At 28.0% G+C, this 23,956-nt stretch carries 22 protein-coding genes; 9 read left to right on the top strand and 13 right to left on the bottom strand.

What is annotated here, in order from left to right; genetic code table 11:
- Positions 1–68 precede the first annotated feature (68 nt).
- A complete protein-coding gene (secA, locus tag AC8IGH_RS01170; RefSeq protein ID WP_507418884.1) occupies positions 69–2,654 on the top strand; it encodes a preprotein translocase subunit SecA in 2,586 nt (861 codons plus the stop codon).
- Here the strand turns inward: secA and AC8IGH_RS01175 are convergent.
- A complete protein-coding gene (locus tag AC8IGH_RS01175) occupies positions 2,640–3,746 on the bottom strand; it encodes an acetyl-CoA carboxylase carboxyltransferase subunit alpha (protein ID WP_507418885.1) in 1,107 nt (368 codons plus the stop codon). The two genes, secA and AC8IGH_RS01175, sit on opposite strands and share 15 nt — an antisense overlap.
- A 63-nt stretch (positions 3,747–3,809) precedes the next feature.
- Here AC8IGH_RS01175 and aceB point away from each other — a divergent pair, with 63 nt between their 5' ends.
- Entirely contained in the window at positions 3,810–5,417 is a 1,608-nt protein-coding gene (gene aceB, locus AC8IGH_RS01180) for a malate synthase A (protein WP_507418886.1), read from the top strand.
- Between the two features lie 5 nt (positions 5,418–5,422).
- Here the strand turns inward: aceB and AC8IGH_RS01185 are convergent, their stop codons facing one another.
- Entirely contained in the window at positions 5,423–5,581 is a 159-nt protein-coding gene (locus AC8IGH_RS01185; RefSeq protein ID WP_507418887.1) for a hypothetical protein, read from the bottom strand.
- A 59-nt stretch (positions 5,582–5,640) separates the two neighbouring features.
- Here AC8IGH_RS01185 and AC8IGH_RS01190 point away from each other — a divergent pair, with 59 nt between their 5' ends.
- Both AC8IGH_RS01190 and aroB read left to right on the top strand, forming a co-directional pair.
- Positions 5,641–6,165: a shikimate kinase gene (locus tag AC8IGH_RS01190; protein WP_507418888.1), complete on the top strand. Its 525-nt coding sequence runs from the start codon at positions 5,641–5,643 to the stop codon at positions 6,163–6,165.
- Positions 6,146–7,252 carry a 3-dehydroquinate synthase gene (gene aroB / locus AC8IGH_RS01195; RefSeq protein ID WP_507418889.1) on the top strand — a complete coding sequence of 369 codons (1,107 nt, stop codon included), beginning with the start codon at positions 6,146–6,148 and terminating at the stop codon, positions 7,250–7,252. The genes AC8IGH_RS01190 and aroB overlap by 20 nt, the downstream gene beginning before the upstream one ends.
- Here the strand turns inward: aroB and AC8IGH_RS01200 are convergent.
- Positions 7,245–7,502, bottom strand: coding sequence for a BolA family protein (locus AC8IGH_RS01200; RefSeq protein ID WP_507418890.1), 258 nt, complete (start codon positions 7,500–7,502; stop codon positions 7,245–7,247). The two genes, aroB and AC8IGH_RS01200, sit on opposite strands and share 8 nt — an antisense overlap.
- Positions 7,503–7,537: 35 nt before the next feature.
- On the opposite strand from AC8IGH_RS01200, the gene AC8IGH_RS01205 reads away from it, so the two are divergent.
- Genes AC8IGH_RS01205 through AC8IGH_RS01215 form a run of 3 tightly spaced genes read left to right on the top strand, consistent with a single transcriptional unit; the run spans position 7,538 to position 10,947 of the window.
- Positions 7,538–8,185: a J domain-containing protein gene (locus AC8IGH_RS01205; protein ID WP_507418891.1), complete on the top strand. Its 648-nt coding sequence runs from the start codon at positions 7,538–7,540 to the stop codon at positions 8,183–8,185.
- Positions 8,175–9,170 carry an AAA family ATPase gene (locus tag AC8IGH_RS01210; RefSeq protein ID WP_507418892.1) on the top strand — a complete coding sequence of 332 codons (996 nt, stop codon included), beginning with the start codon at positions 8,175–8,177 and terminating at the stop codon, positions 9,168–9,170. The genes AC8IGH_RS01205 and AC8IGH_RS01210 overlap by 11 nt, the downstream gene beginning before the upstream one ends.
- Complete coding sequence (locus AC8IGH_RS01215; RefSeq protein WP_507418893.1) at positions 9,160–10,947, top strand: cobaltochelatase CobT-related protein; 1,788 nt, start codon at positions 9,160–9,162, stop codon at positions 10,945–10,947. The genes AC8IGH_RS01210 and AC8IGH_RS01215 overlap by 11 nt, the downstream gene beginning before the upstream one ends.
- Here the strand turns inward: AC8IGH_RS01215 and AC8IGH_RS01220 are convergent.
- Together AC8IGH_RS01220 and rpmB are read right to left on the bottom strand one after the other, a co-directional pair.
- A complete protein-coding gene (locus AC8IGH_RS01220; protein ID WP_507418927.1) occupies positions 10,944–11,474 on the bottom strand; it encodes a queuosine precursor transporter in 531 nt (176 codons plus the stop codon). The genes AC8IGH_RS01215 and AC8IGH_RS01220 overlap by 4 nt on opposite strands.
- Positions 11,475–11,498: 24 nt before the next feature.
- The gene (gene rpmB, locus AC8IGH_RS01225; protein WP_507418894.1) at positions 11,499–11,834 is read right to left on the bottom strand and encodes a 50S ribosomal protein L28; all 336 of its coding nucleotides are present in this window, start codon (positions 11,832–11,834) and stop codon (positions 11,499–11,501) included.
- A 138-nt stretch (positions 11,835–11,972) separates the two neighbouring features.
- On the opposite strand from rpmB, the gene AC8IGH_RS01230 reads away from it, so the two are divergent.
- Both AC8IGH_RS01230 and AC8IGH_RS01235 read left to right on the top strand, forming a co-directional pair.
- Positions 11,973–13,031, top strand: coding sequence for a sulfite exporter TauE/SafE family protein (locus AC8IGH_RS01230; RefSeq protein WP_507418895.1), 1,059 nt, complete (start codon positions 11,973–11,975; stop codon positions 13,029–13,031).
- A 2-nt stretch (positions 13,032–13,033) separates the two neighbouring features.
- Positions 13,034–13,483, top strand: a complete 450-nt coding sequence (locus AC8IGH_RS01235; protein ID WP_507418896.1) for a DUF3429 domain-containing protein — start codon at positions 13,034–13,036, stop codon at positions 13,481–13,483.
- On the opposite strand, the gene AC8IGH_RS01240 is transcribed toward AC8IGH_RS01235, so the two are convergent.
- Genes AC8IGH_RS01240 through polA form a run of 8 tightly spaced genes read right to left on the bottom strand, consistent with a single transcriptional unit; the run spans position 13,451 to position 23,938 of the window.
- Positions 13,451–14,497 (bottom strand): quinone-dependent dihydroorotate dehydrogenase, encoded by a 1,047-nt coding sequence (locus AC8IGH_RS01240; RefSeq protein ID WP_507418897.1) that lies wholly within the window; start codon positions 14,495–14,497, stop codon positions 13,451–13,453. The two genes, AC8IGH_RS01235 and AC8IGH_RS01240, sit on opposite strands and share 33 nt — an antisense overlap.
- 8 nt (positions 14,498–14,505) lie before the next feature.
- Positions 14,506–16,074 (bottom strand): lysine--tRNA ligase, encoded by a 1,569-nt coding sequence (locus AC8IGH_RS01245; protein ID WP_507418898.1) that lies wholly within the window; start codon positions 16,072–16,074, stop codon positions 14,506–14,508.
- On the bottom strand, positions 16,064–17,092 hold the full coding sequence (locus AC8IGH_RS01250; protein ID WP_507418899.1) for an aminoglycoside phosphotransferase family protein: 1,029 nt from the start codon (positions 17,090–17,092) through the stop codon (positions 16,064–16,066). The genes AC8IGH_RS01245 and AC8IGH_RS01250 overlap by 11 nt, the downstream gene beginning before the upstream one ends.
- Entirely contained in the window at positions 17,052–17,507 is a 456-nt protein-coding gene (tsaE, locus tag AC8IGH_RS01255; RefSeq protein WP_507418900.1) for a tRNA (adenosine(37)-N6)-threonylcarbamoyltransferase complex ATPase subunit type 1 TsaE, read from the bottom strand. The genes AC8IGH_RS01250 and tsaE overlap by 41 nt, the downstream gene beginning before the upstream one ends.
- Before the next feature lie 10 nt (positions 17,508–17,517).
- On the bottom strand, positions 17,518–18,807 hold the full coding sequence (gene ahcY / locus AC8IGH_RS01260; protein WP_507418901.1) for an adenosylhomocysteinase: 1,290 nt from the start codon (positions 18,805–18,807) through the stop codon (positions 17,518–17,520).
- Positions 18,808–18,860: 53 nt separating this feature from the next.
- Positions 18,861–20,396 (bottom strand): sensor histidine kinase, encoded by a 1,536-nt coding sequence (locus AC8IGH_RS01265; RefSeq protein WP_507418902.1) that lies wholly within the window; start codon positions 20,394–20,396, stop codon positions 18,861–18,863.
- A gap of 5 nt (positions 20,397–20,401) precedes the next feature.
- A complete protein-coding gene (locus AC8IGH_RS01270; RefSeq protein WP_507418903.1) occupies positions 20,402–21,103 on the bottom strand; it encodes a response regulator transcription factor in 702 nt (233 codons plus the stop codon).
- A 39-nt stretch (positions 21,104–21,142) separates the two neighbouring features.
- The gene (gene polA, locus AC8IGH_RS01275; protein WP_507418904.1) at positions 21,143–23,938 is read right to left on the bottom strand and encodes a DNA polymerase I; all 2,796 of its coding nucleotides are present in this window, start codon (positions 23,936–23,938) and stop codon (positions 21,143–21,145) included.
- Between the last annotated feature and the right edge of the window lie 18 nt (positions 23,939–23,956).

Here is a 23,956-nt window from a genome sequence, read left to right on the forward strand (position 1 = left end):
GTATTTTTTCAGTTATAAGGTAGTTGCTAAATTTATACTATTTAATTTATCTGTAATAATATCTCAAAATGATACCCGGTTTAAACATTTTAAAAAAATTATTTAAAACATCTAATGAACGTAAGCTTGCTGAATTAAAGCCAATAGTTCAAAAAATTAATTCATTAGAAACAGAAATCCAAAAGCTCTCAGATCAAGAATTAAAGAATAAAACACAAGAATTTAAAAAAAGAATTAAAAATGGAGAAAATTTAAATAAAATTTTACCTGAAGCATTTGCTTGTGTTCGTGAGGCAAGCATCAGAACTACAGGACAAAGGCATTTCGATGTGCAGTTACTGGGTGGGATCATTCTCCACCAAGGAAATATTTCAGAAATGAAAACTGGGGAAGGAAAAACATTAGTTGCAACTTTACCAGCCTATTTAAATAGCTTAACAGAAAAAGGTGTGCACGTTGTAACCGTCAACGACTATCTTGCAAAACGTGACTCCGAGTGGATGTCAAAAATTTATAACTTTTTAGGAGTTAGCGTTGGCTGCATCATAAACGGAATTGATGATGTTAATAGAAAAGCACAGTATGAATGCGACATCACTTACGGAACTAACAATGAATTTGGTTTTGATTATTTAAGAGACAACATGAAATATTCCGTTGACGAGATGGTACAACGAAAACATTACTTCTGTATAGTTGATGAAGTGGATAGTATCTTAATTGATGAAGCACGAACTCCTTTAATTATTTCTGGACCAACTGAAGACAATTCTTCTCAATATTTTTTATGTAATAAATTAGTTAATCAATTAAACAAGGAACACTATGATATTGATGAAAAAGATCGAAGTGCTTTACTAACAGAAAAGGGAATAGATTTTATCGAAGATAAATTAAAAAAAATAAATCTATTAAAAGGTTCTAGTTTTTACGATCCGCAAAATTTATCAATTGTTCACCATATCAATCAATCTTTAAAAGCAAATATGCTCTTTACTAAAGATAAAGATTATATTGTTAAAGATAATCAAATTTACATTATTGATGAATTTACTGGTCGAATTATGGAAGGCAGAAGATACTCTGACGGCTTACATCAAGCAATTGAGGCAAAAGAAGGTGTGCAGATTCAAAATGAAAATCAAACCTTGGCTTCAATAACATTCCAAAATTATTTTAGATTATATGAAAAACTTTCTGGCATGACTGGAACTGCTTTGACAGAAGCTGAGGAATTTTATGAAATTTACAAATTAGATGTAGTTGAGGTGCCAACAAATAGACCAATGATTAGAAAAGATTTTAATGATAAAATCTTTAGAACTGAAAAAGAAAAATTTGATGCAATTATAAAAGAAATTATTTCTGCTAATGAAAAAAAACAGCCTGTTTTAATTGGAACTACTAGTATTGAAAAATCTGAAAGAATTTCAAAAATCTTAAAACAAGAATCAATAAAACATAATGTTCTAAACGCAAAATTTCATGAACAAGAAGCAAATATTATAGCTCAAGCTGGAAGAGTTGGTGCTGTAACTATTGCAACTAACATGGCAGGTAGAGGAACTGATATTCAACTTGGTGGCAATTTAGATCTAAAAATAAAAGAAGGTGGAACAAATGATAAAGTTTTAGTTGAAAAAACTAAACAAGAGCATGAAGAAGAAAAAGCAAAAGTATTAGCTAACGGCGGTTTATTTGTTGTTGGAACTGAACGTCATGAAAGCAGAAGAATTGACAATCAATTAAGAGGTCGAACAGGAAGACAGGGTGATATAGGAGCTTCTATTTTTTATTTAAGTTTACAAGACGATTTAATGAGAATTTTTGGATCTGAAAAAATTGATTTTATGCTGCAAAAACTTGGACTAAAAGATGGAGAATCTATTGACCATCCTTGGATTAATAAGGCTTTAGAGAAAGCTCAGCAAAAAGTTGAGGGAAGAAATTTTGATATTCGAAAAACTTTGTTGCAATTTGATGATGTCATGAATGATCAAAGAAAAGTAATTTTCGAACAAAGATTAGGGGTAATTAAAAACCCAAATATTTACAATGTAGTAAATGATATTTTTGATGAAATTGTAGAAAATCTAATTAATGAAATACATAATTATCGAGATAATGCTGACTCAAACACTAAAAAATTAATTAAAACAAAAACAGAGCGTTTATGTGGAACTAAAATTGAAGATAATGATTTTAATAGTTGGATTTTAAAAAGTAGTTCTGAACAAAAAGAATTCCTTAAAAATTATTTTGATCAAAAAAGAAATGCAAGAATCTCTATCGTTGGAGATGAAATTAATAAAGATGTAGAAAAAAGAATCTTCTTACAAAATCTCGATTATGAATGGAGAAGTCATTTACAATATCTTGAACAATTAAGACAGGTCATTGGTCTTAGAGGTTATGGTCAAAAAAATCCATTAGACGAATACAAGAGAGAAAGTTTTAATTTATTTAAAGATCTACTATCAAAAATTAAAGAAAATTTAATTATGTTCTTAATTAATATTCAAGTAACAAAAGAAGAACAGACTTCACAACCCCAACAACCTGTAGTTCAAGAAAAAATTTCAAGAAATGCCCCTTGTACTTGTGGATCGGGAAAAAAGTATAAAAACTGCTGCGGCGCTTTAAGTAAAAATTAAAGCTAAAATAAATAGAATAATTATCACAAAAACTGTTAGTAATAATCTGCGATTATTTTGAAGTAATAATTTCCAATTAAAAGGATTAAAAGTGACAGTATTAATTTGTACGTCTTTATAAAATTCTTCCTTAGTAATCATCACATCTCTTCCTATACTTAAAAATCTATTTTTTCTTTGATAAATAAGCTCCTCTGCAGAAATTTTAATTAATTCATTTAAATTTTTTTTAATACTGATTGTAACATTTTCAACCATTTCATCATGATTACGATGTGCGCCACCTTTTGGTTCTTTAATAATTTCATCAATAATTTTGTTTTCAAATAAATCTTGAGAAGAAATTTTCATAGCTTCTGCTGCTTCTTTTGCTTTTTTTGGATCACGCCAAAGAATAGAAGCACATCCTTCTGGAGATATTACTGAATAAACAGAATATTCTAACATTAAAACTTTATTGGCAGTTGCAAGAGCAATAGCTCCACCTGAGCCCCCTTCGCCAATAACCACGGAAATCATTGGAACTTTTAAATTAAGACAACACTCAATACATTTTGCGATTGCTTCTGCCTGACCTCGCTCTTCAGCTCCTTTCCCTGGATAAGCGCCTGGAGTATCTACAAATGATATAATTGGAATATTTAATCTATCAGCAAGATTCATTAAACGCATGCTTTTTCTATAACCTTCAGGTCTCATCATCCCAAAATTTCTTTGAATTCTAGATTGAGTATCATTTCCTTTTTCTTGACCAATAACCAAAACTGAAATCCCATCAAGAGTTGCAAATCCCGCAAGCACAGATTGATCTTCTCCGTATAATCGATCTCCGGATAAATTTATAAAATCTGGGAAAATTTTTTTAATATAATCAATAGAACGTGGTCTAAACTCATGTCTTGCAACTTTTGTTTTTTGCCAGCGATTAAGATTTGAATAAATTCTTTCTAATGTTTCATTTAATTTTCTTTCAGCCTCTATCACTGTGGGATTTTCAATGATTGAAATCCCTTTTGCAAGATAAGGAGCTTTTAATTCTTGAATTCTTTGGTCTAATACTTTTATATCGTCTTCAAAATCTAAGTAATTCATCTAATAATTTTATTATTATACATATTGAGTTCGGATAAAGTTTATATATAAATTGTGGCCTATATGAAATCTTTTCCAAAAAATACTACTATTACAGGGAAAATTTCTAAAGAATTTGAAGAAATTTTAACTTTAGATTGTTTAGAATTTGTAACAGATTTACATCGAAAATTTAATTCTAGAAGACTTGAACTATTAAAACGTAGACAAGAAGTCCAAAAAAAAATTGATGGGGGTTGGCGACCAAATTTTTTAGATGAAACAAAATCTATTAGAGAAAAAGATTGGAAAATTCTAGGTGTTCCAAAAGACTTACAAGATAGAAGAGTTGAAATTACAGGACCTACTAATCAAAAAATGATCGTCAATGCTCTTAATTCTGGAGCCAGCTGTTTTATGGCAGACCTTGAAGATTCTGCAACTCCGGCCTGGAATAATGTTATTGAGGGTCAAATTAATTTGAAAAATGCAGTTAATAAAAAAATTAATTTTACAGATAAGGCTTCTGGCAAAGAATATAAATTAAATAATAAACATGCAGTACTTATTGTTAGACCAAGAGGATGGCACTTAGATGAAGCTCATTTTTTAGTTGATAATGAAAAATGTTCTGGGGGTATATTCGATTTTGCTATTTATTTTTATCATAATGCAAAACAACTTCTACAAAATGGAACAGGTCCTTATTTCTATCTACCAAAAATGGAAAGTCACCTTGAAGCTAGACTTTGGAACGATGTATTTACAGAAGCGCAAAAAAAATTAGGCATTAAACACGGAACAATTAAAGCAACAGTTTTAATTGAGACAATTCTTGCCTCTTTTGAGATGGATGAAATTTTGTTTGAATTAAAAGATCATATCGTAGGTCTTAATTGCGGAAGATGGGATTATATTTTTAGCTACATTAAAAAATTCAAAAATTTTAAAGATTTTTTATTGCCAGATCGGTCTATTGTTAAGATGACTTCCCATTTTTTAAGATCGTACAGTTTATTATTAATTAAAACATGTCATCGTAGAGGTGCTCACGCCATGGGTGGTATGGCTGCTCAAATTCCGATTAAAGACAATGAGGCTTTAAATCAAAAAGCAATGGATGCTGTAAAACAAGATAAATTAAGAGAAGCCAATGACGGCCATGATGGCACCTGGGTTGCTCATCCTGGTTTAGTAAAAATTGCAAAAGATGTATTTGATGAAAAAATGCCACAAGCAAATCAAGTTAATAAAATTCCTAGTAATGCGGACATTCAGGCTAAAGATTTATTACTAGCTGAAAAAGGAGACATTACTGAAGAAGGTATTAGAAAAAATATTTCTGTTGGAATTCAATATTTAGCTGCATGGCTTGGTGGAAATGGTTGTGTACCACTTTATAATTTAATGGAAGATGCAGCTACTGCCGAAATTTCAAGAGCACAAGTTTGGCAATGGAATAAACATCAGTGCAAAACTGTTGATGGTCAAACTATTGATCCAGCTTACGTAAAAAAAATTGTTAAAGAAGAAATGGTTCAAATAAAAAAAGAAGTTGGAGAACAGAAATTTGATAAAGGTAATTACGAGCGTGCTGCTAAAATGTTTGAAGATATGTCTATTGCTAATCAATTTGAAGATTTTCTTACCGTGCCAGCCTATAACGAAATTGTTAGATCAGAATCTAGATAAGTTTATTATTTAACTATATTTAATTTTTCTACGGGTATCTTTTCGATAATTTTTGTTTTTTCCAAAACTATATCTTTTGAACCAAAATAATAAAGAATGGAAAGGATAGCTATCACTACAACAATAGCACCTAAGATTATTTGTATTGAGGTTCTAAATGGCATAACTGATTAATTATATAATATTTCAAGCAAAATTATGTTAATAAATTATTCATTCAATAATGGCAACGCATAAAAGCTTAGTATTAGTTGGAATGATGGGTACTGGAAAAAGTACTATTGGTAAAGAAGTTGCAAAAAAATTAAAAATTGAATTTATTGATACCGATTCATTAATAGAAGATGAGGCTAGTCTCACCATTGCTGAGATCTTTAAAAAGAATGGAGAAAAATATTTTAGAGAATTAGAAGAAAAAGTCTTTTTAAAAATCAAAAATGATAAAGAAAAAATAATTTCTATAGGTGGTGGAGCATTTATTAATGATACTATTAGAAAAATAATCTTAAAAGAATATCTATCTATTTGGCTTAATATGGATGAAGATTTGATTATTAATCGTATTAAGCGTAATGCTAAAAAAAGACCAATGATAGATCAAAATAATATTGAAAAAAGTATTAAAAATTTAAAAAAAAATAGAGATCCAATATATAAACTGGCCAACTACGAAATAAATTGTAACTTAAATAGCAAAAATAAAATTATTGAAAAGATTATTGATTTTTATGAAAAAAATAACAATTAAAGTTAATTTAAATAATAATAGTTATCCCATTATTATTTGTAAAAATTTACTAAAGAATACAGGTGCTGAAATAAAAAAAATTATTCCAAAGGCAAAAAAGTTTTTATTGATAACTGATAAGAACATTCCAAAATCTTACATTCGTTCAATATTTTCCTCATTAAGATCTAAAAATAAATACCTATTCACATTAAGTGCCGGGGAAAAATCAAAAAACATGAATTCTGCAAACGCAATTATAAAAAGGTTATTTAAACATAATTTCAATCGCGATGACTGTGTAATCGCTCTTGGAGGCGGAGTTATTGGTGATTTATCAGGATTTGCTGGCAGTATATATAAAAGAGGTGTCAATCTAGTTCAAATACCTACAACCTTATTAGCTCAAGTAGATTCATCAATTGGTGGAAAGACTGGGATTAACTCTAGTGAGGGCAAAAATATGATTGGCACATTTTATCAGCCTAAACTTGTTTTGATTGACCCTATAACTTTAAAAAGCTTACCTCATAGGCACTTGGTTGCAGGTTATGCCGAAATTTTAAAATATGCCTTAATCATGAATTCAAAATTCTTTACATGGTTAGAAAAAAATTCGCACTCAATAATTAATTTAACCAATATAAATTTAGCTATGCACGCAATTAAAGAAAGTTGCAAAAGCAAAGCAATTATTGTCCAAAAAGATGAGAAAGAAAAAAATCTAAGAGCAATACTTAACTTTGGTCATACATTTGCTCATGCTTTTGAAGCTGTAAAAAAATATTCAAATGCTCTCATTCATGGCGAAGCAGTATTATATGGAATGATAATTGCATCATCATTATCTGTAAAAATGAAAATGCTAAATATAAAGGATCATCAGCGCATCAAGGATTTATATCAAAAATTAAATCTTAATTATAAAATTAAAAATATTTTTAATAAAAATGATGTAAGTAAAATTTTTAATTATATGAAACATGATAAAAAAATATCAGGCTCTAAAATTAATCTAATATTACTAAGTAAAATTGGAGCGGCAAAAATTATACCTTCCGACTTAAATAAGAATATTAAACCTATATTAATTGAACAATTCAATTAATCTTTATTTCAAGAGAATGAATAACGTTTTTCATCTCTTCATCTAAAATTTCATAAATCTTTTTATGTGCATCTATTTTCTTTAATTTTTTAAGTTCTACTGAAGAAATTATAACTTCAAAATGACTATTGTTATTTTTTGGTGATTGAGAATGATGTCGGTGCAAATGAGATTTATTATTCACTTCTAAATTCTCACATGCGATATTTTGTTTAATTTTATCTAAGATAATATATTTTAAATCGTGCATAAAATAATTTTAATCAATTTAAAAAAATTACGCAAATGAGAAAGATCTGTGAATGGAACAAATGCAAAGAAGTAGCTTCTGGCCAGGGTCTTATAAAAAAAGATATTAATAAACAGTATAAATGGTTTTGTGGTGATCATTTAAAAATTCACAACAAAACTAACGATAATTCATGTGATTGGAAAAGATGCAAACATCCAGGTGAATTCAAAGCACCTTCTAAAACTTCAGGTGAATATAAATGGTTCTGCTCTGAACATATAAAAATTTATAATCATGAGTGGGATTTTTTTTCTGAAATGTCGCAAGATAAAATTGAAGAATTCATTCATTCAGATATTACATGGCATAAACCAACATCTAAACTTGGTTCAAAAGATAATTTTTTTAATAAAGTATGGAGAAATATTTTAGAAGAACAAGATTTTTTTCCTGCAGATTATTTTAAACAATTTGAAAAAAAGACAATTTATAGCTCTAAGGAAATAGAGGCTCTAAAAAAACTAGATTTAAAAAGTAATGTAAAATGGAGCGAAATTAGAGAGCAATTTAAAAAACTTGTAAAAAAATATCACCCAGATACTAATTCTGGTGATAAAAAATTTGAGAATAAATTAAAAGAAATAACAATAGCTTATACTCTATTAAGAAATAATCAAAAGAACGTAAATCATGGAAAATAATACTTTCGATAGTACTCCCGATATAAAGATTTCTGTAAAACAAGTTTTTAATATTGATACCGATATGACGGTTGAGGGTTTTTCAAAAAAAAATCAATTTGTTCCTGAATTAGACAACGCTTATAAATTTGATCGTGACACAACATTAGCAATTCTTGCGGGTTTTGTTTTTAATAAAAGAGTCTTAATTCAAGGTTTTCATGGAACAGGAAAATCAACTCACGTTGAACAAGTTGCAGCAAGATTAAATTGGCCTTGTATAAGAGTAAATTTAGATAGTCACATCAGTAGAATTGATCTTTTGGGAAAAGATGCAATTGTAATAAAAGATAACAAACAGGTCACTGAATTTAGAGAGGGGATACTACCATGGGCGTTACAAAATCCCGTAGCTTTGGTATTTGATGAATATGATGCTGGAAGACCTGATGTAATGTTTGTGATTCAAAGATTGCTTGAAAGTGAAGGAAAATTAACTTTGCTAGATAAAAACAAAGTTATTAAACAAAATAAATTTTTTAGATTATTTGCAACAGCAAATACTATTGGACTTGGTGATACCTCTGGACTTTATCATGGAACCCAACAAATTAACCAAGGTCAAATGGATAGATGGAATATTGTAACTACTCTAAATTACTTGAAACAAGAAAATGAACTCGAGATCATAATATCAAAATGTCCTCACTTAAATAATGCGGAGGGAAAAAAAATTGCACAAAAAATGATTCAAGTAGCCGAACTAACGAGATCTGGACTTGCTAATGGAGATATTTCAACAGTAATGAGTCCAAGAACAGTGATGACTTGGGCAGATAATTATAAAATTTTTAATGATATTGGTTATTCATTCAAAATATCATTTTTAAATCGTTGCGATGAATTAGAAAAAGCAATTATTGCGGAATATTTTCAAAGATGTTTTGCTAAAGAGCTTACAGAGACATCAGCAAGTATAAAAATAAATCTTAAAAATGGAAAATGAAAAACAGGCTGAAAATTTCAAAATAGCCATATCGTCAACCATCAAGGCATTAGCTAAAAAACAAGATCTTAATATTTTATTCTCAGACTCACCAGCTAAAGAAAGTAACGTTATTAATCTTCCTAAAATTAATTTTGATTCTATAGACGAATATCAAAATATTAGAGCTATTGCAGATTCTGAGGCTTTAAAAATAAAATATAGCGATTCAGAACTTTTAAAAAAATTTGAACCTAGAGGAATAATTGCCAAAAATATTTATAAAAGCGCTGAAAAAATTCGTTATGAAAAACTAGGTTCAGAGAATTTTGCAGGAATAAATTTAAATTTTAAAAATTACTATCAAAAAAGATTTAAAGAACAAAATGATGATATGTTCAATAGTATTGAAAAAGCTTTTGATATTATTTTAGCAAATCATCTCCTTAATTTAGATCTAAACCTTGAGGATAAAAAAAGTTTAAAAAACTGGAATAAGATTGTTGATGAGCAAATCAAAAATAATTTAGATTTATTAAAAAAAAATATTTCAAATCAAGAAAAGTTTTCCAATATTTTAAACTCTATTATTCAAAATCTAAAATTAGAAGAAAAGTTAAGTCCTAATAATAGTGATAATGATAATGAACAAAAAAATGACAATAAACTAAAAGATCAGAATGATAACGAAATTAACCAAGATAAAACTTCTAACAAACAAGACTTTAATATTGAAAGTATAATTCCTGATATTGAGATTGACGCAAATCAAAGTGAATTAGAGTCATTAATTGAAGATGAGAATAATTCAAATGACGAAATAAAATCTTCTGACATTAAAAAAAATAACAATGAAATTAAATATAAAATTTTCACAAACAAATTCGACAAAATTATTAATGCTGAAGAAATGGTTGATCCTAGTGAAATGATTAGATTTAGAGAGAATCTAGATAATCAGTTAAAATCATTTCATAATTTTATTTCAAGACTTGCAAATAAATTACAAAGAAAACTACTTGCATTCCAAAATAGATCTTGGGAGTTTGATCTTGAAGAAGGAATGCTTGATACAGCTAAACTAACTAGAGTAATTATCGACCCCTATAACTCACTTTCTTATAAAAAAGAAAAAAATACAAACTTTAAAGACACAGTAGTAACTTTATTAATTGACAATTCTGGATCAATGCGAGGTAGGCCTATATCTATTGCGGCTATTTGTGCTGATATTTTATCTAGAACTCTTGAAAGATGTTCTGTGAAAGTTGAAGTTTTAGGTTTCACAACCTTAAATTGGAAAGGTGGAAAAAGTAGAGAGTTATGGTTAAAAAATAAAATAAATAATCCTGGAAGACTAAATGATTTATCTCATATCATTTATAAATCTGCAGACACACCATGGAGAAGAGGAAAAAATAATCTTGGACTAATGCTAAAAGAAGGAATCTTAAAAGAAAATATTGATGGAGAAGCAATTTTATGGGCTTACCAAAGATTAATAAAAAGAAGTGAAGAAAGAAAAATTTTGATGGTAATCTCTGATGGGGCTCCTGTTGATGATTCAACTCTTTCTGTAAACCCAGGAAACTATTTAGAGAAACATCTAAAAAATACTGTAAAATGGATTGAAAATAAAAAAGATGTTGAGATTAATGCTATAGGAATTGGTCATGACGTTACCAACTATTATAGCAAGGCTTTAAAAATTGCAGACGTTCAAGAACTTGGGGATGCTTTAATTGATCAGCTTGCAGATTTGTTTATTGAAGAACCAAAAAAGAATAAGTTAAATTAAATAATCTTATACTTTGCTATTGCGAACCTAAAAGGAAGTAGCATCACAAAATCTACTAATAATTTAACTGCAAAATCACCAAAAGCCAAAGTTACCCAGTTAATATCTGTTCCATAAAAAGCAATACTAAAAAATAATATAGTATCTAAGAGTGAACATAAAAGTGATGAGACTAAAGGAGGAATAAACCAGGACTTATTTCTTAAAGAATCAAAAACTTTAATATCCAATAATTGCGCAGCAAGAAAAGCTATGCCTGATCCAATGACAATTCTCGAAAGAATAAATTCTTGAAGGCTTAAAATAAAAGATAATATTAGTCCTGTAAGGAATCCTGTAAATACGATTTTACGAGCAAATGTTTTTCCAAAAAAACGATTTGCAAGTTCTGTAATAAAAAAAGATACTGGATATGTAAAAGCTCCCCAAGTTATAATTTCTTTTAATTCAAAATGATTAAAAGGAAATTGCACTAAATAATTAGATGAGCAAATAACTGCTGCCATGGCAGCTGTATACCAAAATATTTTTTTTGAAAAAATCAAGCTCAACTAAACTTTTTTAACTTCTTTTTTTACTTTTATTTCTTTTTTAACTTTTTTTACGTGTGGGACAATTGTTAATAATAGTTTTCTTATTTTTTTAACTCTAGGTGATAAATTTTTATTTTTAGCTCTTAATAAAAATTCATCAATACCCCCTCTAAAATCTACGGCTTTTATAGCACGAGTGCAAATCTTAATACGGATATCACGATTTAATTTCTCACTCTTAAAAGAAACTTTTTTAAGATTTGGAAAAAATCTTCTTTTAGTTTTATTATTAGCATGACTAACATTATGACCTGTTTGAGGTCTTTTGCCTGTCAGTTCACAAAGTTTAGACATATTTACTCCTGCAAGGGATATAGTTAGATGATGAATTTACGTCAAGATATTTCTTATAAATCCTAGATTATTTGCATTAATTGATTTTCTTGTTTTTACAAGATTAGTCCAATAATTATTAGTTAACTTAAAATTCTCATGTTCCAAGTTTATCTGCCAATTGTAGAGGTTCATGTTAACATTTTCTATTTATTATTAATTAGCGGCTTTATAGGTTTTTTAAGTGGTCTACTAGGCATTGGGGGAGGATTCTTAATGACTCCTATTTTAATTTTTTTCGGTATTCCCCCAATGCATGCCATAGCTAATGGATCTAATAATATTTTAGCGTCTTCTGTTTCAGGTACATTTGCACATTGGTATAAAAAACAAGTCGATATTAAAATGGGTTTTTATATCTTAATTGGGGGTTTTTTTGGTTCAGTCATTGGTATTTATTTTATTAAATTATTAATTCAAATCGGAAAAATTAATACAATAACTTCAATCTTATATTTTGTATTACTTACTAGTTTTGGAATTTTAATGTTTATAGAAAGTCTTGCTGAATTCCAGAGGATAAGAAATAAAAAATTTATAAAACGAAAATTTCGAAAACACACATGGATTCATGGACTACCTTTTAAAGTTAGAATGAATTCATCAAGACTTTATATTAGTATTATTCCACCTATATTTTTTGGTTTCTTAATTGGGATTATTTCATCTATGATGGGTATTGGGGGTGCATTTATTTTAATCCCTGTAATGATTTACGTTTTTGGTATGCCTTCTAAACTTGTTCCGGGAACATCTTTATTTGTAATGATTTTTGTTATGACATTTATAACTTTTTTTCATGCCATCACTAACCATAACATTGACCTCGTTTTAGTTTTTATTCTTATGTTTGGTTCTGTTATTGGAGTGCAGTTTGGAACTAGACTTGGAATGAATTTAAAAAATGAAGAACTTAGAATCTTAATGTCAATTATCATTATTATTTTTGGATTAAAATTTGGTTATTCTTTATTTATAGAAGAATTAAAATTTATAATTTTTAAAAAATTAGAAAATCATGATCAGCTAAATTTTTTTCAAGATTTTATTTATCAATTTGTACATACAAGCCCAATATTATATGCATTAACAGCTGTGGCGCTTGCTATATTAATTGGATACTTCAGTTCATTTATCTTTAAAAAATTACAATATTAAATATGCAAATTGAGAAAAAAAAATTAGCAAGTATATTGGGATACCTTGGGCTTATTCCTTTTTATGTACTTACAATTATTTTTTTTATTTCTAACTTTAATAACTATGTAATTGATATATATTTATTTTACGCCATTATAATTTTATCTTTTCTCTGTGGCAGTCAATGGAGCAAAATATTAAATAGCAATATTTCTAATAATAAAAATTTATTACTAACATTAAGCGTTTTAGTCCCAGTTTTTAGTTTTATTTTAGATTTTTTTTCAAACCAAGATATAAAAATTGCAATTTACATAGTAGTTTATTTTGCAATTAACTTAATAGATAGCAGAATATTTTTCGAAACTAGTAACGCTTGGTATTTAAATCTTAGAAAGCGACTAACTTTTTTTGTAATTTTAACTTTGGTAATTAATTTATTCGCTGTCAACGCCTATCGCTTCTTGTAAGGACGAAAACCCATCTCTTCTCAAAAGTTTAGCTAATTCATTTTTAATATCCAATACTACAAAGGGTCCCTTGTAGACCAATCCTGTGTAAAGCTGCAATAAAGAGGCTCCTGCTCTTATTTTTTCATAAGCAGAAATTCCTGAATCAATTCCACCCACACCAATTATCGGTACTTTTTTTTTGATTATTCTAAAAAATTTTTTAATAATTAAGTTAGAAATTTGCTTAATAGGTGACCCAGACAATCCTCCTAGTTCGTCTCTTTGTTTGTTAATTAAATTTTCTCTTAATCTTACCGATGTATTAGTCAAAACTAATCCATCAAGATTAAATTCTAAAATATTTTTACAAATTGTATTAATTTCAGAATCATTAATATCTGGTGATATTTTTAGAACAATGGGTGTTTTACTGTTTAAAACTTTTTTTATATTTAAAATCTCACTTAATAATTTTTTTAAATTTTCTTGTTCATGAAAATTTCTTAAATTTTCAGTATTAGGTGAGGAAATATTTATACATATATAACTACATAAATTATGCAAATTTTTAAAACACTCTATGTAATCATCAATCCGTGACGTACTATCTTTATTTGGTCCTATATTAATTCCTAATATTCCTTCTGAACTTTTACTTTCAATTCTACTTTTAACTTTAATTAAACCCTGGCTTGGAAAACCCAAACGATTTATAATCGCTTCATCTTCTAATAATCTAAAAACTCTTGGTTTTGGATTTCCATCTTGTGGTTTAGGAGTAATTGTTCCAACTTCTGCAAAACCAAATCCAAGTTCTAATATCTTATTATATACTTCAGCATTTTTGTCGAATCCTGCTGCTAGACCTATTGGGTTTGAGAATTCTTTTCCTAAAACATTAATTTTTAATATTTCATCATCTTTTGATTTAAATATTGGAATGTAGAGATTTTTTAAAAACTGAATAGCAATCGAATGAGTAAATTCTGGATCAAACTTATTAATAAAAAAATTAATAATCTGATAATTCATTTTTGCATTTAATCATTAATAGATTTATTAATTAAATTTACTGTTTCTTTAATACCATAAAAACTTATAAATGAGCCCATTCTAGGACCTTGTTCATCACCAAAAAGCACTTCATAAATCATTTTAAACCAATCCCTTAATCTTTCTTTTGAGTAATGAGTTTTGCCAACAGAATAAACTATAGTTTGCATTTCTTCTGGTTGTAGAGTTGGACTCATTTTAGAAATCTGCTCAGCGAGGTCTTGCAAAGCTTTTTTTTCTGCTGGGTTAGGCTTTCTAAATTTTTTACTAATTTTTACAATATCATTAAAATAATTAATCGCATTTAATATAAGTTTTGCAAGGATTGGATGTTTTTGTTTATCTAAATCTGGACTAAAATTCTTAATAAATTTCCAGATAACGTCTTCTTTGTCTGTATTACTGACGCTGACTAAATTAAGTAAAATATTAAAAGAAATAATTATATCTTCTTTCGGTGGATTTCCATTATGTACGTGCCAAACTGGATTCCCAAGTTTTTCTTTTTCTTCTTGTTTTTCAAATTTTTCTAAAAAAGAAAGATACTCATCCACTGCTTTTGGAATAACTTGAAAATATAATTTTTTAGCTCTGGTAGGATTTTGATACATATATAATGACAAACTTTCTGGAGATGCATACTTAAGCCATTGTTCAATCGTAATTCCATTACCTTTTGACTTAGAGATTTTTTCCCCATTTTCGTCTAAAAATAATTCATAAGCAAATCCGGTTGGTGGTGTACCTCCTAAAATTTTACAAATTTTACTAGATAATTCAGCGCTTGGTATTAGATCTTTTCCATACATTTCAAAATCAACTCCAAGAGCAAACCAACGCATAGCCCAGTCTACTTTCCACTGTAATTTACATGCTCCTCCTGTAATTTTTGTTTCAACTTTTTTATTTCCATTCTGATAAATAATAGTTCTGGAATCTAAATTTTTATCAACTACAGCAACTTCTAATACTTTTCCTGTTTCTGGACATATCGGTAAAAATGGACTGTATGTTTTCCTTCTTTCAGGACCAAGTGTTGGTAAAACAACTTCCATAATTTTGTCATAGTTTTTTAATACTGCAGTTAGTGCATCATCAAATATACCTTTAGTATATAATTCGGTTGAACTTTTAAATTCATACTTAAAATTAAATTCATCTAAAAATTTTTTCAACATACTATTATTATGTTCTCCAAAGCTCTTAAATTTTTTAAAAGGATCAGGAATTGCTGTTAGTGGTTTATTTAAGTTATCTTCTAAAATTGATTTATTTGGTATGTTGTCTGGAACCTTTCTAAGTCCATCCATATCATCCGAGAATGTAAACAATTTAACAGGGATATTAGACAGTCTTTGAAAAGCATTCATAACCATAGTGGTTCTGCAAACTTCTCCAAAAGTTCCAATATGAGGTAATCCACTTGGACCGTAGCCAGTTTGAAATAAAACGTAACCTTTTTTTTCGATTATTTTTATTCTTTTTTTTAAAATCTCTCTAGACTCTGCAAAGGGCCAAGCTTCCGAATCTTCAAAAAACTTTTTATCAATTAACATTTTTAGATCTTAATTTAATTTGCTGATTCATGATAACTCTTACTTCTTTAAATATTGGATCTTCTAACCTTTTATTAAGTATTGTCCAAGTATAGGGAATTAATTTTAAATATCTAACTTTCTTATCTCTTTTAAAAAGTCTTGAAAATATTCCTATAATTTTCATAGCTCTTTGCACTGAAAGGATGGAGAATTCTTTCTTAAATTGTTTAATATTAAAATTCTTTTCTTTTCTCGCTAACAATAAATAATAATTTAATAATTTCTTCTTCAAATTAGAACTAGTTTTAATCCTAACATCATCTATTAAGGAAAGTATGTCGTAAGCTTTTGAACCAATCAAAGCATCCTGAGTATCAATAATCCCAATTTTATTTTTTGAACCATCCTTATATTCCATCATATTTGAAACATGAAAATCTCTATGAACAAAATAATTATTCTTAATAAAATTATTTTTTAAAATTGACAGTAATAATTGTCTTAATTTTTTAATCTGGGAATTACTCTTTATTTTGATTATATGAGGTAAGTACCAAATAAAAAATAAATCTATTTCTTTTTTTAGAATACTAAAGTTATATTTTTTAAATCGAAATATATTATTTTTGAAATTTATTCTTTGTAATTTAATTAAATATTTAATTAACGATTGATAAATATAAAATTTATTTTTAGATTTCTTAATTAATTGAAGATAAGTTTTATCGCCAAAATCCTGTAATAAAGCTAAACCATTTTTATAATCATAATCTATTACTTTTGGTGCACTAATTCCCTCTTTATTTAAAAACTTGTTAATTAAAACATAATTTAAAATGTTAGACTTTTTTTCCTGTTCTGCGGAAGCAAGGATATAGGATTTGTTCTTTAAATAAATTCTAAAATATTTTCTAAAAGAGGCATCTCCTTTTATTTTATTTATTTTATATTTCTCTATAGAATTCTTTTTAAGAAAAATTTTTATTATTTTTAATCTATTCATTAATACTAAATCCTGACCACTTTCCTTTTCCATCAAATTTTAAAGATCTAAAATCTTTATTAGGATCATAAATAAATTTAATTTGTAAAAAATCATTCAAAGAATTGATAATAATTTCAGGCCACTCAATAATATTAATAAAATCTTTTGCTGTATCAAATAAACCTATATTTAAAATTTCTTTTTCTTTTTTTAATCTATAAAAATCATAGTGAGCAACCTTCAAATCTTTTCCTAATTCATAATATTGAACTATATTAAAAGTAGGACTTACTATTTCTTCTAAAGGATGTTGATGTTTTTGCTGCAAATAATGTATTAAAAATCTAGTAAATGTCGTCTTGCCGGCTCCTAAATTACCACTGAGTAATATAAAATCATTTGGTTTTAAATTAGTTGCAACAGCTTCAGCAACTTTTTTTGTGGAATCTAAGAATTTTAATTCCATTCAATTGAAATTAATAACGATATGTATCTGGTTTAAAAGGTCCTTTTTCAGATACGCTAATATAATCAGCTTGCTCTTTTGTTAATTTAGTAAGCTTAGCACCCACTTTAGCGAGATGTAACGTAGCAACTTTTTCATCTAAATGTTTAGGTAAAACATAGACTTTATTTTGATATTTTCCATGATTATTCCATAATTCAATCTGCGCAATAACCTGATTTGTAAATGAGGCACTCATAACAAAACTAGGATGTCCTGTCGCACAACCAAGGTTTACTAGTCTTCCTTCGGCTAATAAAATAATTCTTTTTTTATCTGGGAATTCAATTTCATGAACTTGTGGCTTTACCTCATTCCATCTATAATTTTTTAATGCACTTACTTGAATCTCATTATCAAAATGTCCAATATTACAAAGAATTGATCTATCTTTCATCTTTCTCATATGTTCGATTGTAACAATATCTTTATTGCCGGTAGCTGTTACAACAATATCGGCTGTTGAGATAGCTTCATCCATTAGTACAACTTGATAACCTTCCATTGCTGCTTGTAATGCACAAATAGGATCTGCCTCGGTAACTAAAACTCTTGCGCCACTTTGTCTAAGAGATGCTGCACTTCCTTTGCCAACATCTCCAAATCCTGCGACTATAGCAATCTTTCCTGACATCATAACGTCTGTTGCTCTTCTGATTGAGTCGACTAAACTCTCTCTGCAACCATAAAGATTGTCAAATTTAGATTTGGTTACTGAGTCATTTACATTAATTGCTGGGATTAATAATTTAGCTTCTTTTTCTAATTTTTTTAACGCTTTAACTCCAGTAGTTGTTTCTTCAGAAACCCCCCTAATATTTTTTAATAAATCTTTATATTTGCTATGCATTAACATTGTTAAGTCTCCGCCATCATCTAATAAAAGATTTGGCTTCCAATCTTTCTTTCCATTGATAGTTTGCTCGATGCACCACCAATACTCCTCTTCAGTTTCACCTTTCCATGCAAATACTGGTATCCCTTTTGCAGCAATTGCAGCTGCGGCATGATCTTGTGTTGAAAATATATTGCAAGAGGACCATCTCACCTCCGCTCCAAGAGCTACTAATGTTTCTATCAAAACTGCAGTTTGAATTGTCATATGAAGACATCCAATTATTTTTGCATCTTTTAAGGGCTTGGCAGATTGATACTCGCTTCGGATTGCCATTAAACCGGGCATTTCAGTTTCTGCTAAGGAAATTTCCTTATTACCAAATTCTGCTAGTTTCAAATCTTTTACTTTAAAATCTTGTGTCATTTGAAAAGTTAATTAACAGTAAAACTTAGGTATATCAAATTTATTTATAATCTTTAATCTACTATTGGCAGATCAATCTCGACCACTGCCCCTCTTTTTTTTTCATCTTTTAAATTATAAGCTTTAATATAACCTTTGTGAGACTCAACTATGTTCTTAACTATGTTTAATCCTAACCCAGAGTGTAAACCAAACATTTCCTTTGGTCTGTTACTGTAAAATCTCTCAAATACTTTTCCAATATTACTTTCATTAAATCCTGGACCTTCATCAATAATAATTATTTTTGCATAGTTATTAACTCTTTCAATCTTTATTTTTAGAATGCTTTTTTTAGGACTAAAAGAAACAGAATTCTCTAATATATTAGAAATAACTTGCTCAATTCTACTTTCAAAACCAATAATAAAAGTTTTTTTATTTATCAAATCATCAATTTCTATCGATATATTCTTTTTTAAATTATTAATAACTTGCTGATATTCATTTGCAACTTTTCTAATTAGTTTAATCAAATCAAATTTAGTTAATTTTAATTTTGCTTCTGACGCTTCGCCTTTAAGCATATTAGAATAATCTGTTATTAATCTTTCAATTCTTACAACATCATCATTTAAAATTCCGAGTAATCTAATTTTTTTTTCTGAGTCTTTTGCATTAGGTAATAATTCCGACGCAGCCTTCAATGATGCTAAAGGATTCCTAATTTCATGAGTAAGATCAGATGCAAATCTTTCTGCAAACTCAATTCGTTTGTATAAATTATCTGTCATACCTGAAAGAGATCTTGATAAATTACCAATTTCATCTGGCCTTGAATTAATTCTGTTAATGATTTTATTATCAGGATGATCAGAACTTGCTGAAGACGCATAACGCCCTAAAATTCTTATTGGTTTAATAATATTTGCATTTAAAAATATTGAAAAAATTAATATAATCACCGCAACACTTAATGCAGTTCTAATAACAAAGTTTTTTCTTTCGATAACAGCATTTTCAATGTCATTTGCTACTTCTTTTATGACAATAAAACCTTTATTTTCGTTATTTATATTTAATGAAGACATGCTAACCACAAAAAAATTTTTTTTAATTTTTCTTGAAAAAGTTAAGACCTTATTGGATCCCAATATATTTAAATTTTCATTTATAATTTTATTAATTAATTTTTCTTCTTGTCGAGTAGTAAGATCAGGTGTGTCAGGTATATTATCTGTTTGTAATTTTTTTTCTTCGACATCAGGTATTTTATAAAGTGGCCTAGTATTAATATCTAAAGAGCGAATATCAGCTAAAATTTCTTTTTTTAGATCATAAATCCTAATTTGATCGATATTAGGTAATAAATATTTATAATTTGCTAAAAAACTTTTAAGAGTATCTTTTTTGTAAGAAATACGCTGTAGCTCCATGTTTAAGGAGATATTTTTAATAAGTTTAGAATGCTCTTTTTTTTTGTTGCCTACAAGTTCAGGTTCGATCGATTCAAGATACGAATAAGTTGCTAAAACTAAAATTGAAAAGAAAAATAAATTAATTAATAAAAATCTTGCTAATAAAGATTTAAAATTAATAGAAAACTTCATTCTATTTAACTAACATTCCAGCGGTAACCACTTCCGTATCTTGTCTCAATAGCTGAAAATTTTGGATCAATCTTTTTAAATTTTTTTCTTATTCGTTTAACATGACTATCTATAGTCCTATCTTCAATGTCATTATCTTGCTTATAAGCAATATTCATTAAGTATGCTCTTTCCTTAACAACTCCGGGTCTTTTTGCTAATTCATATATAATCTTAAATTCAGTTGTAGTTAATTTATCTGGTAAAGTCTTTCCTCCCCACTCACATTCTAATTGTTCAGAGTCTAAAGTTAATCTTCCAACTGTTAAAATATTTTTTGGTTTAGAATCCGTTTTTGGTTCAAGTTTTCTAAATTGAACTCGAATTCTTTCTATTAATACCTTAATAGAAAAGCCTCCAGATTTTTTAACATAATCATCTGCGCCAAGTTTTAGTCCTAATAATTCATCTACCTCATCATCCTTAGAGGTTAATAAAATTACAGGTATAGATGATTTTTTTCTTAATTTTTCTAATAATTCTTCCCCATTCATTTTGGGCATTTTTAAATCTATAACTGCAAGATCTGGAGGGTTACGAGTCATACCAATATATGCACTTTCTCCGTCAAGATAAGTTTGAACTTTAAATCCCTCATTCTCAAGGGCCATTGATACGCTTGTTAAAATATTTCTATCATCATCGACAAGAGCGATTGTTTTATTCATATAAATTATTTTATAATAATATTCGTATAATCAAAAGTTTTAATGCGCTGTAGTCCAATTTAACCCTTCTTTTATATCTACGCTTAATGGAATGGAAAATTTGTAGTCCGGTTCCGAAGCTTTTGACATTATTTCGACAATATCAGTTTTTGATTTTTTAATATTATCAGCCGAAGATTCGAATACTAACTCATCATGAATCTGCAAAAGCATTTTACATTTTAAATTTTGATCTTGAATTTTTTGATCTATCTTTATCATTGCAAATCTTAAAAGATCTGCTGCCGTTCCTTGTATTGGAGCATTAATAGATGCTCTTTCTTGAAAAGTTCTTAAAGTATGGTTTTTGTCATTAATATTTGGAAAGTTACACTTTCTACCAAATATTGTTTTTACATAACCATATTTTCTGCAACTTTTTAATGTTTCGTTCATATAATCTTTAATTTCTGGAAATTTCTTAAAATAAGATTTTAAAAAAGATTCAGCTTCAGTATTAGAAACTGAGATTTGTTTAGCTAGACCATATGATGAGATTCCATAAATAATTCCAAAATTTATTGCCTTTGCTTTTCTTCTCATCTCCTCATTAATTTCATTTTGATTTACTTCAAAGATTTGAGCTGCGGTAATGTTGTGAATATCTTCAGAGTTTAAAAAACCCTTCTTAAGCTCTTTAACATCAGCGATGTGTGCAAGTATTCTCATTTCAATTTGACTATAATCTGCTGAAATTAAAAAATTACTTTTCTCTGCTATAAATGCAGAACGTATTTCTTTCCCTTCCACAGATTTAATTGGGATGTTTTGAATATTAGGATCGCTAGATGCAAGTCTACCTGTATTGGTGGCGGCTAGTAAAAAAGATGTATGAATTCTTTTAGTTTTTGGATCAATAAATTCTTGCAAACTGTCAGTATAGGTATTTTTTAATTTAGATTTTTGTCTCCAATCTAAAATGAGTTTTGGCAAATCATGCCCTTGGAAAGCTAAATCCTCTAAAATATTAACATTTGTAGCATAATTGCCTTTTTTTGTTTTCTTAGTGCCAATAATTTTTAGTTTTTTATAAAGAATATCACCAAGTTGTTTTGTAGAAGCAATATTAAACTCTTCACCTGCAAGTTCATAAATTTTTTTTTCTAAAACTTTTAAATCTTTTTCAAATTTAAATGATAAATTTTTTAAAATTTTTTCGTCAATTTTAATTCCGTTTTCCTCCATCTGTGATAAAACTTCAACCATTGGCTTTTCGAGTTCTTCATAGACTTTCAACACTTCTTCTTTAAAGATTCTATTATTAAAAAAATTATACAATCTTAAGGTAATATCAGCATCTTCAGCTGCATATTCTGTTGCCTTATCAATATGAACTTTATCAAAAGTAACTTGTGATTTTCCAATGCCAGCAACATCTTTGAATGAAATGGTTTTATGATTTAGATGAATTTCAGAAAGTAAATCCATTCCATGACGATTTATTCCAGCATCCAAAACATAAGACATTAACATAGTATCTTCTATTGAATTTAGATGAATTCCGTATTTTTTTAATATTCGAAAATCATACTTAATATTATGTCCAATTATTTTTATACTTTTGTCCTCAAGGAAAGGCTTAATCTTTTTAATAACAACATCAGTATCAAGCTGAGATTTAATTTGTTTATCCTCTTTATTAGAATGATTTAAAGGCAAATAATATGCATCACCTTCTTTTACGCATAAAGAAATACCCACTAGATCGGCCTGTTTAATATTTAAAGAATTTGTCTCAACATCAACAACAACTATCCCTTTTTTATCAGCTTCTTCTAAAATTTTTTCTAGTTCGGATAATTTAAATACTGTTTTATAATTTTCTCTAGAAACTTTTGCGCTTGAAGAAGTGCTGTTTATTGTTTTCTCTAAAATAATTTCCTTTTTATCAGTTTGTCCTCCATAGGCCTTTTCAATTCTTTCTAAAAGTCTCGTAAATTCCATTTTTTTTAAAAATGAAATAATTTTTTCTTTATCTAAATCTTTAACTATAAAATCTTCAATTTTCTCAACTATAGGAACATCATCTTTTAGGGTTACTAATTTTTTACTAATAAGCGCATTCTCTTTATTGTCAAAAATTGTTTGTCTTCGTTTTGGCTGTTTAATTTTATCTATATTCTTTAATAAATTTTCTACTGAACCAAATTCATTAATTAATTCTGCGGCAGTTTTAACTCCTATACTTGGAACTCCAGGTATATTATCTGAACTATCTCCCGCTAATGCTTGTACTTCAATAACTTTATCTGGTGTCACACCAAATTTTTCTTTAACCTCTTCAATGCCTATATTCTTATTTTTCATTGAGTCAAAAAGAGATGTTTGATCATCAATTAATTGCATTAAATCTTTGTCGGACGAAATAATCTTTACTCTTATGTTTTTTTTTAAAGCTTGTTTTTTATATGTAGCAATCAAATCATCAGCTTCATAATTTTCCATTTCTATACTAGGTAAATTAAAAGCTTTTACAGCTTCACGTATAAAACTAAATTGTGGAATTAAATCTTCTGGAGTTTCGGTTCTGTTAGCTTTGTATTCGGAGTAAATATTATTTCTAAAATTTTTTCTAGCACTATCAAATATTACAGCTATATGGGTTGGTTTTTCATAAGAGTCTTTTGATTTTGCATCTTCTAAGAATTTATAAAGCATATTACAAAATCCACTGACAGCTCCTACTGGCATTCCATCGCTTTTTCTTGTGAGTGGCGGAAGAGCATAAAAGGCTCTAAAAATATAACCAGAGCCATCAATTAGATAAATAAGTTCTGTTTTTTTAGAATTGGTCATTAAATAAATATTATCTTA

The sequence above is a fragment of the Candidatus Allofontibacter sp. genome, from assembly GCF_038145245.1.
Lineage (GTDB): Bacteria > Pseudomonadota > Alphaproteobacteria > Pelagibacterales > Pelagibacteraceae > Fontibacterium.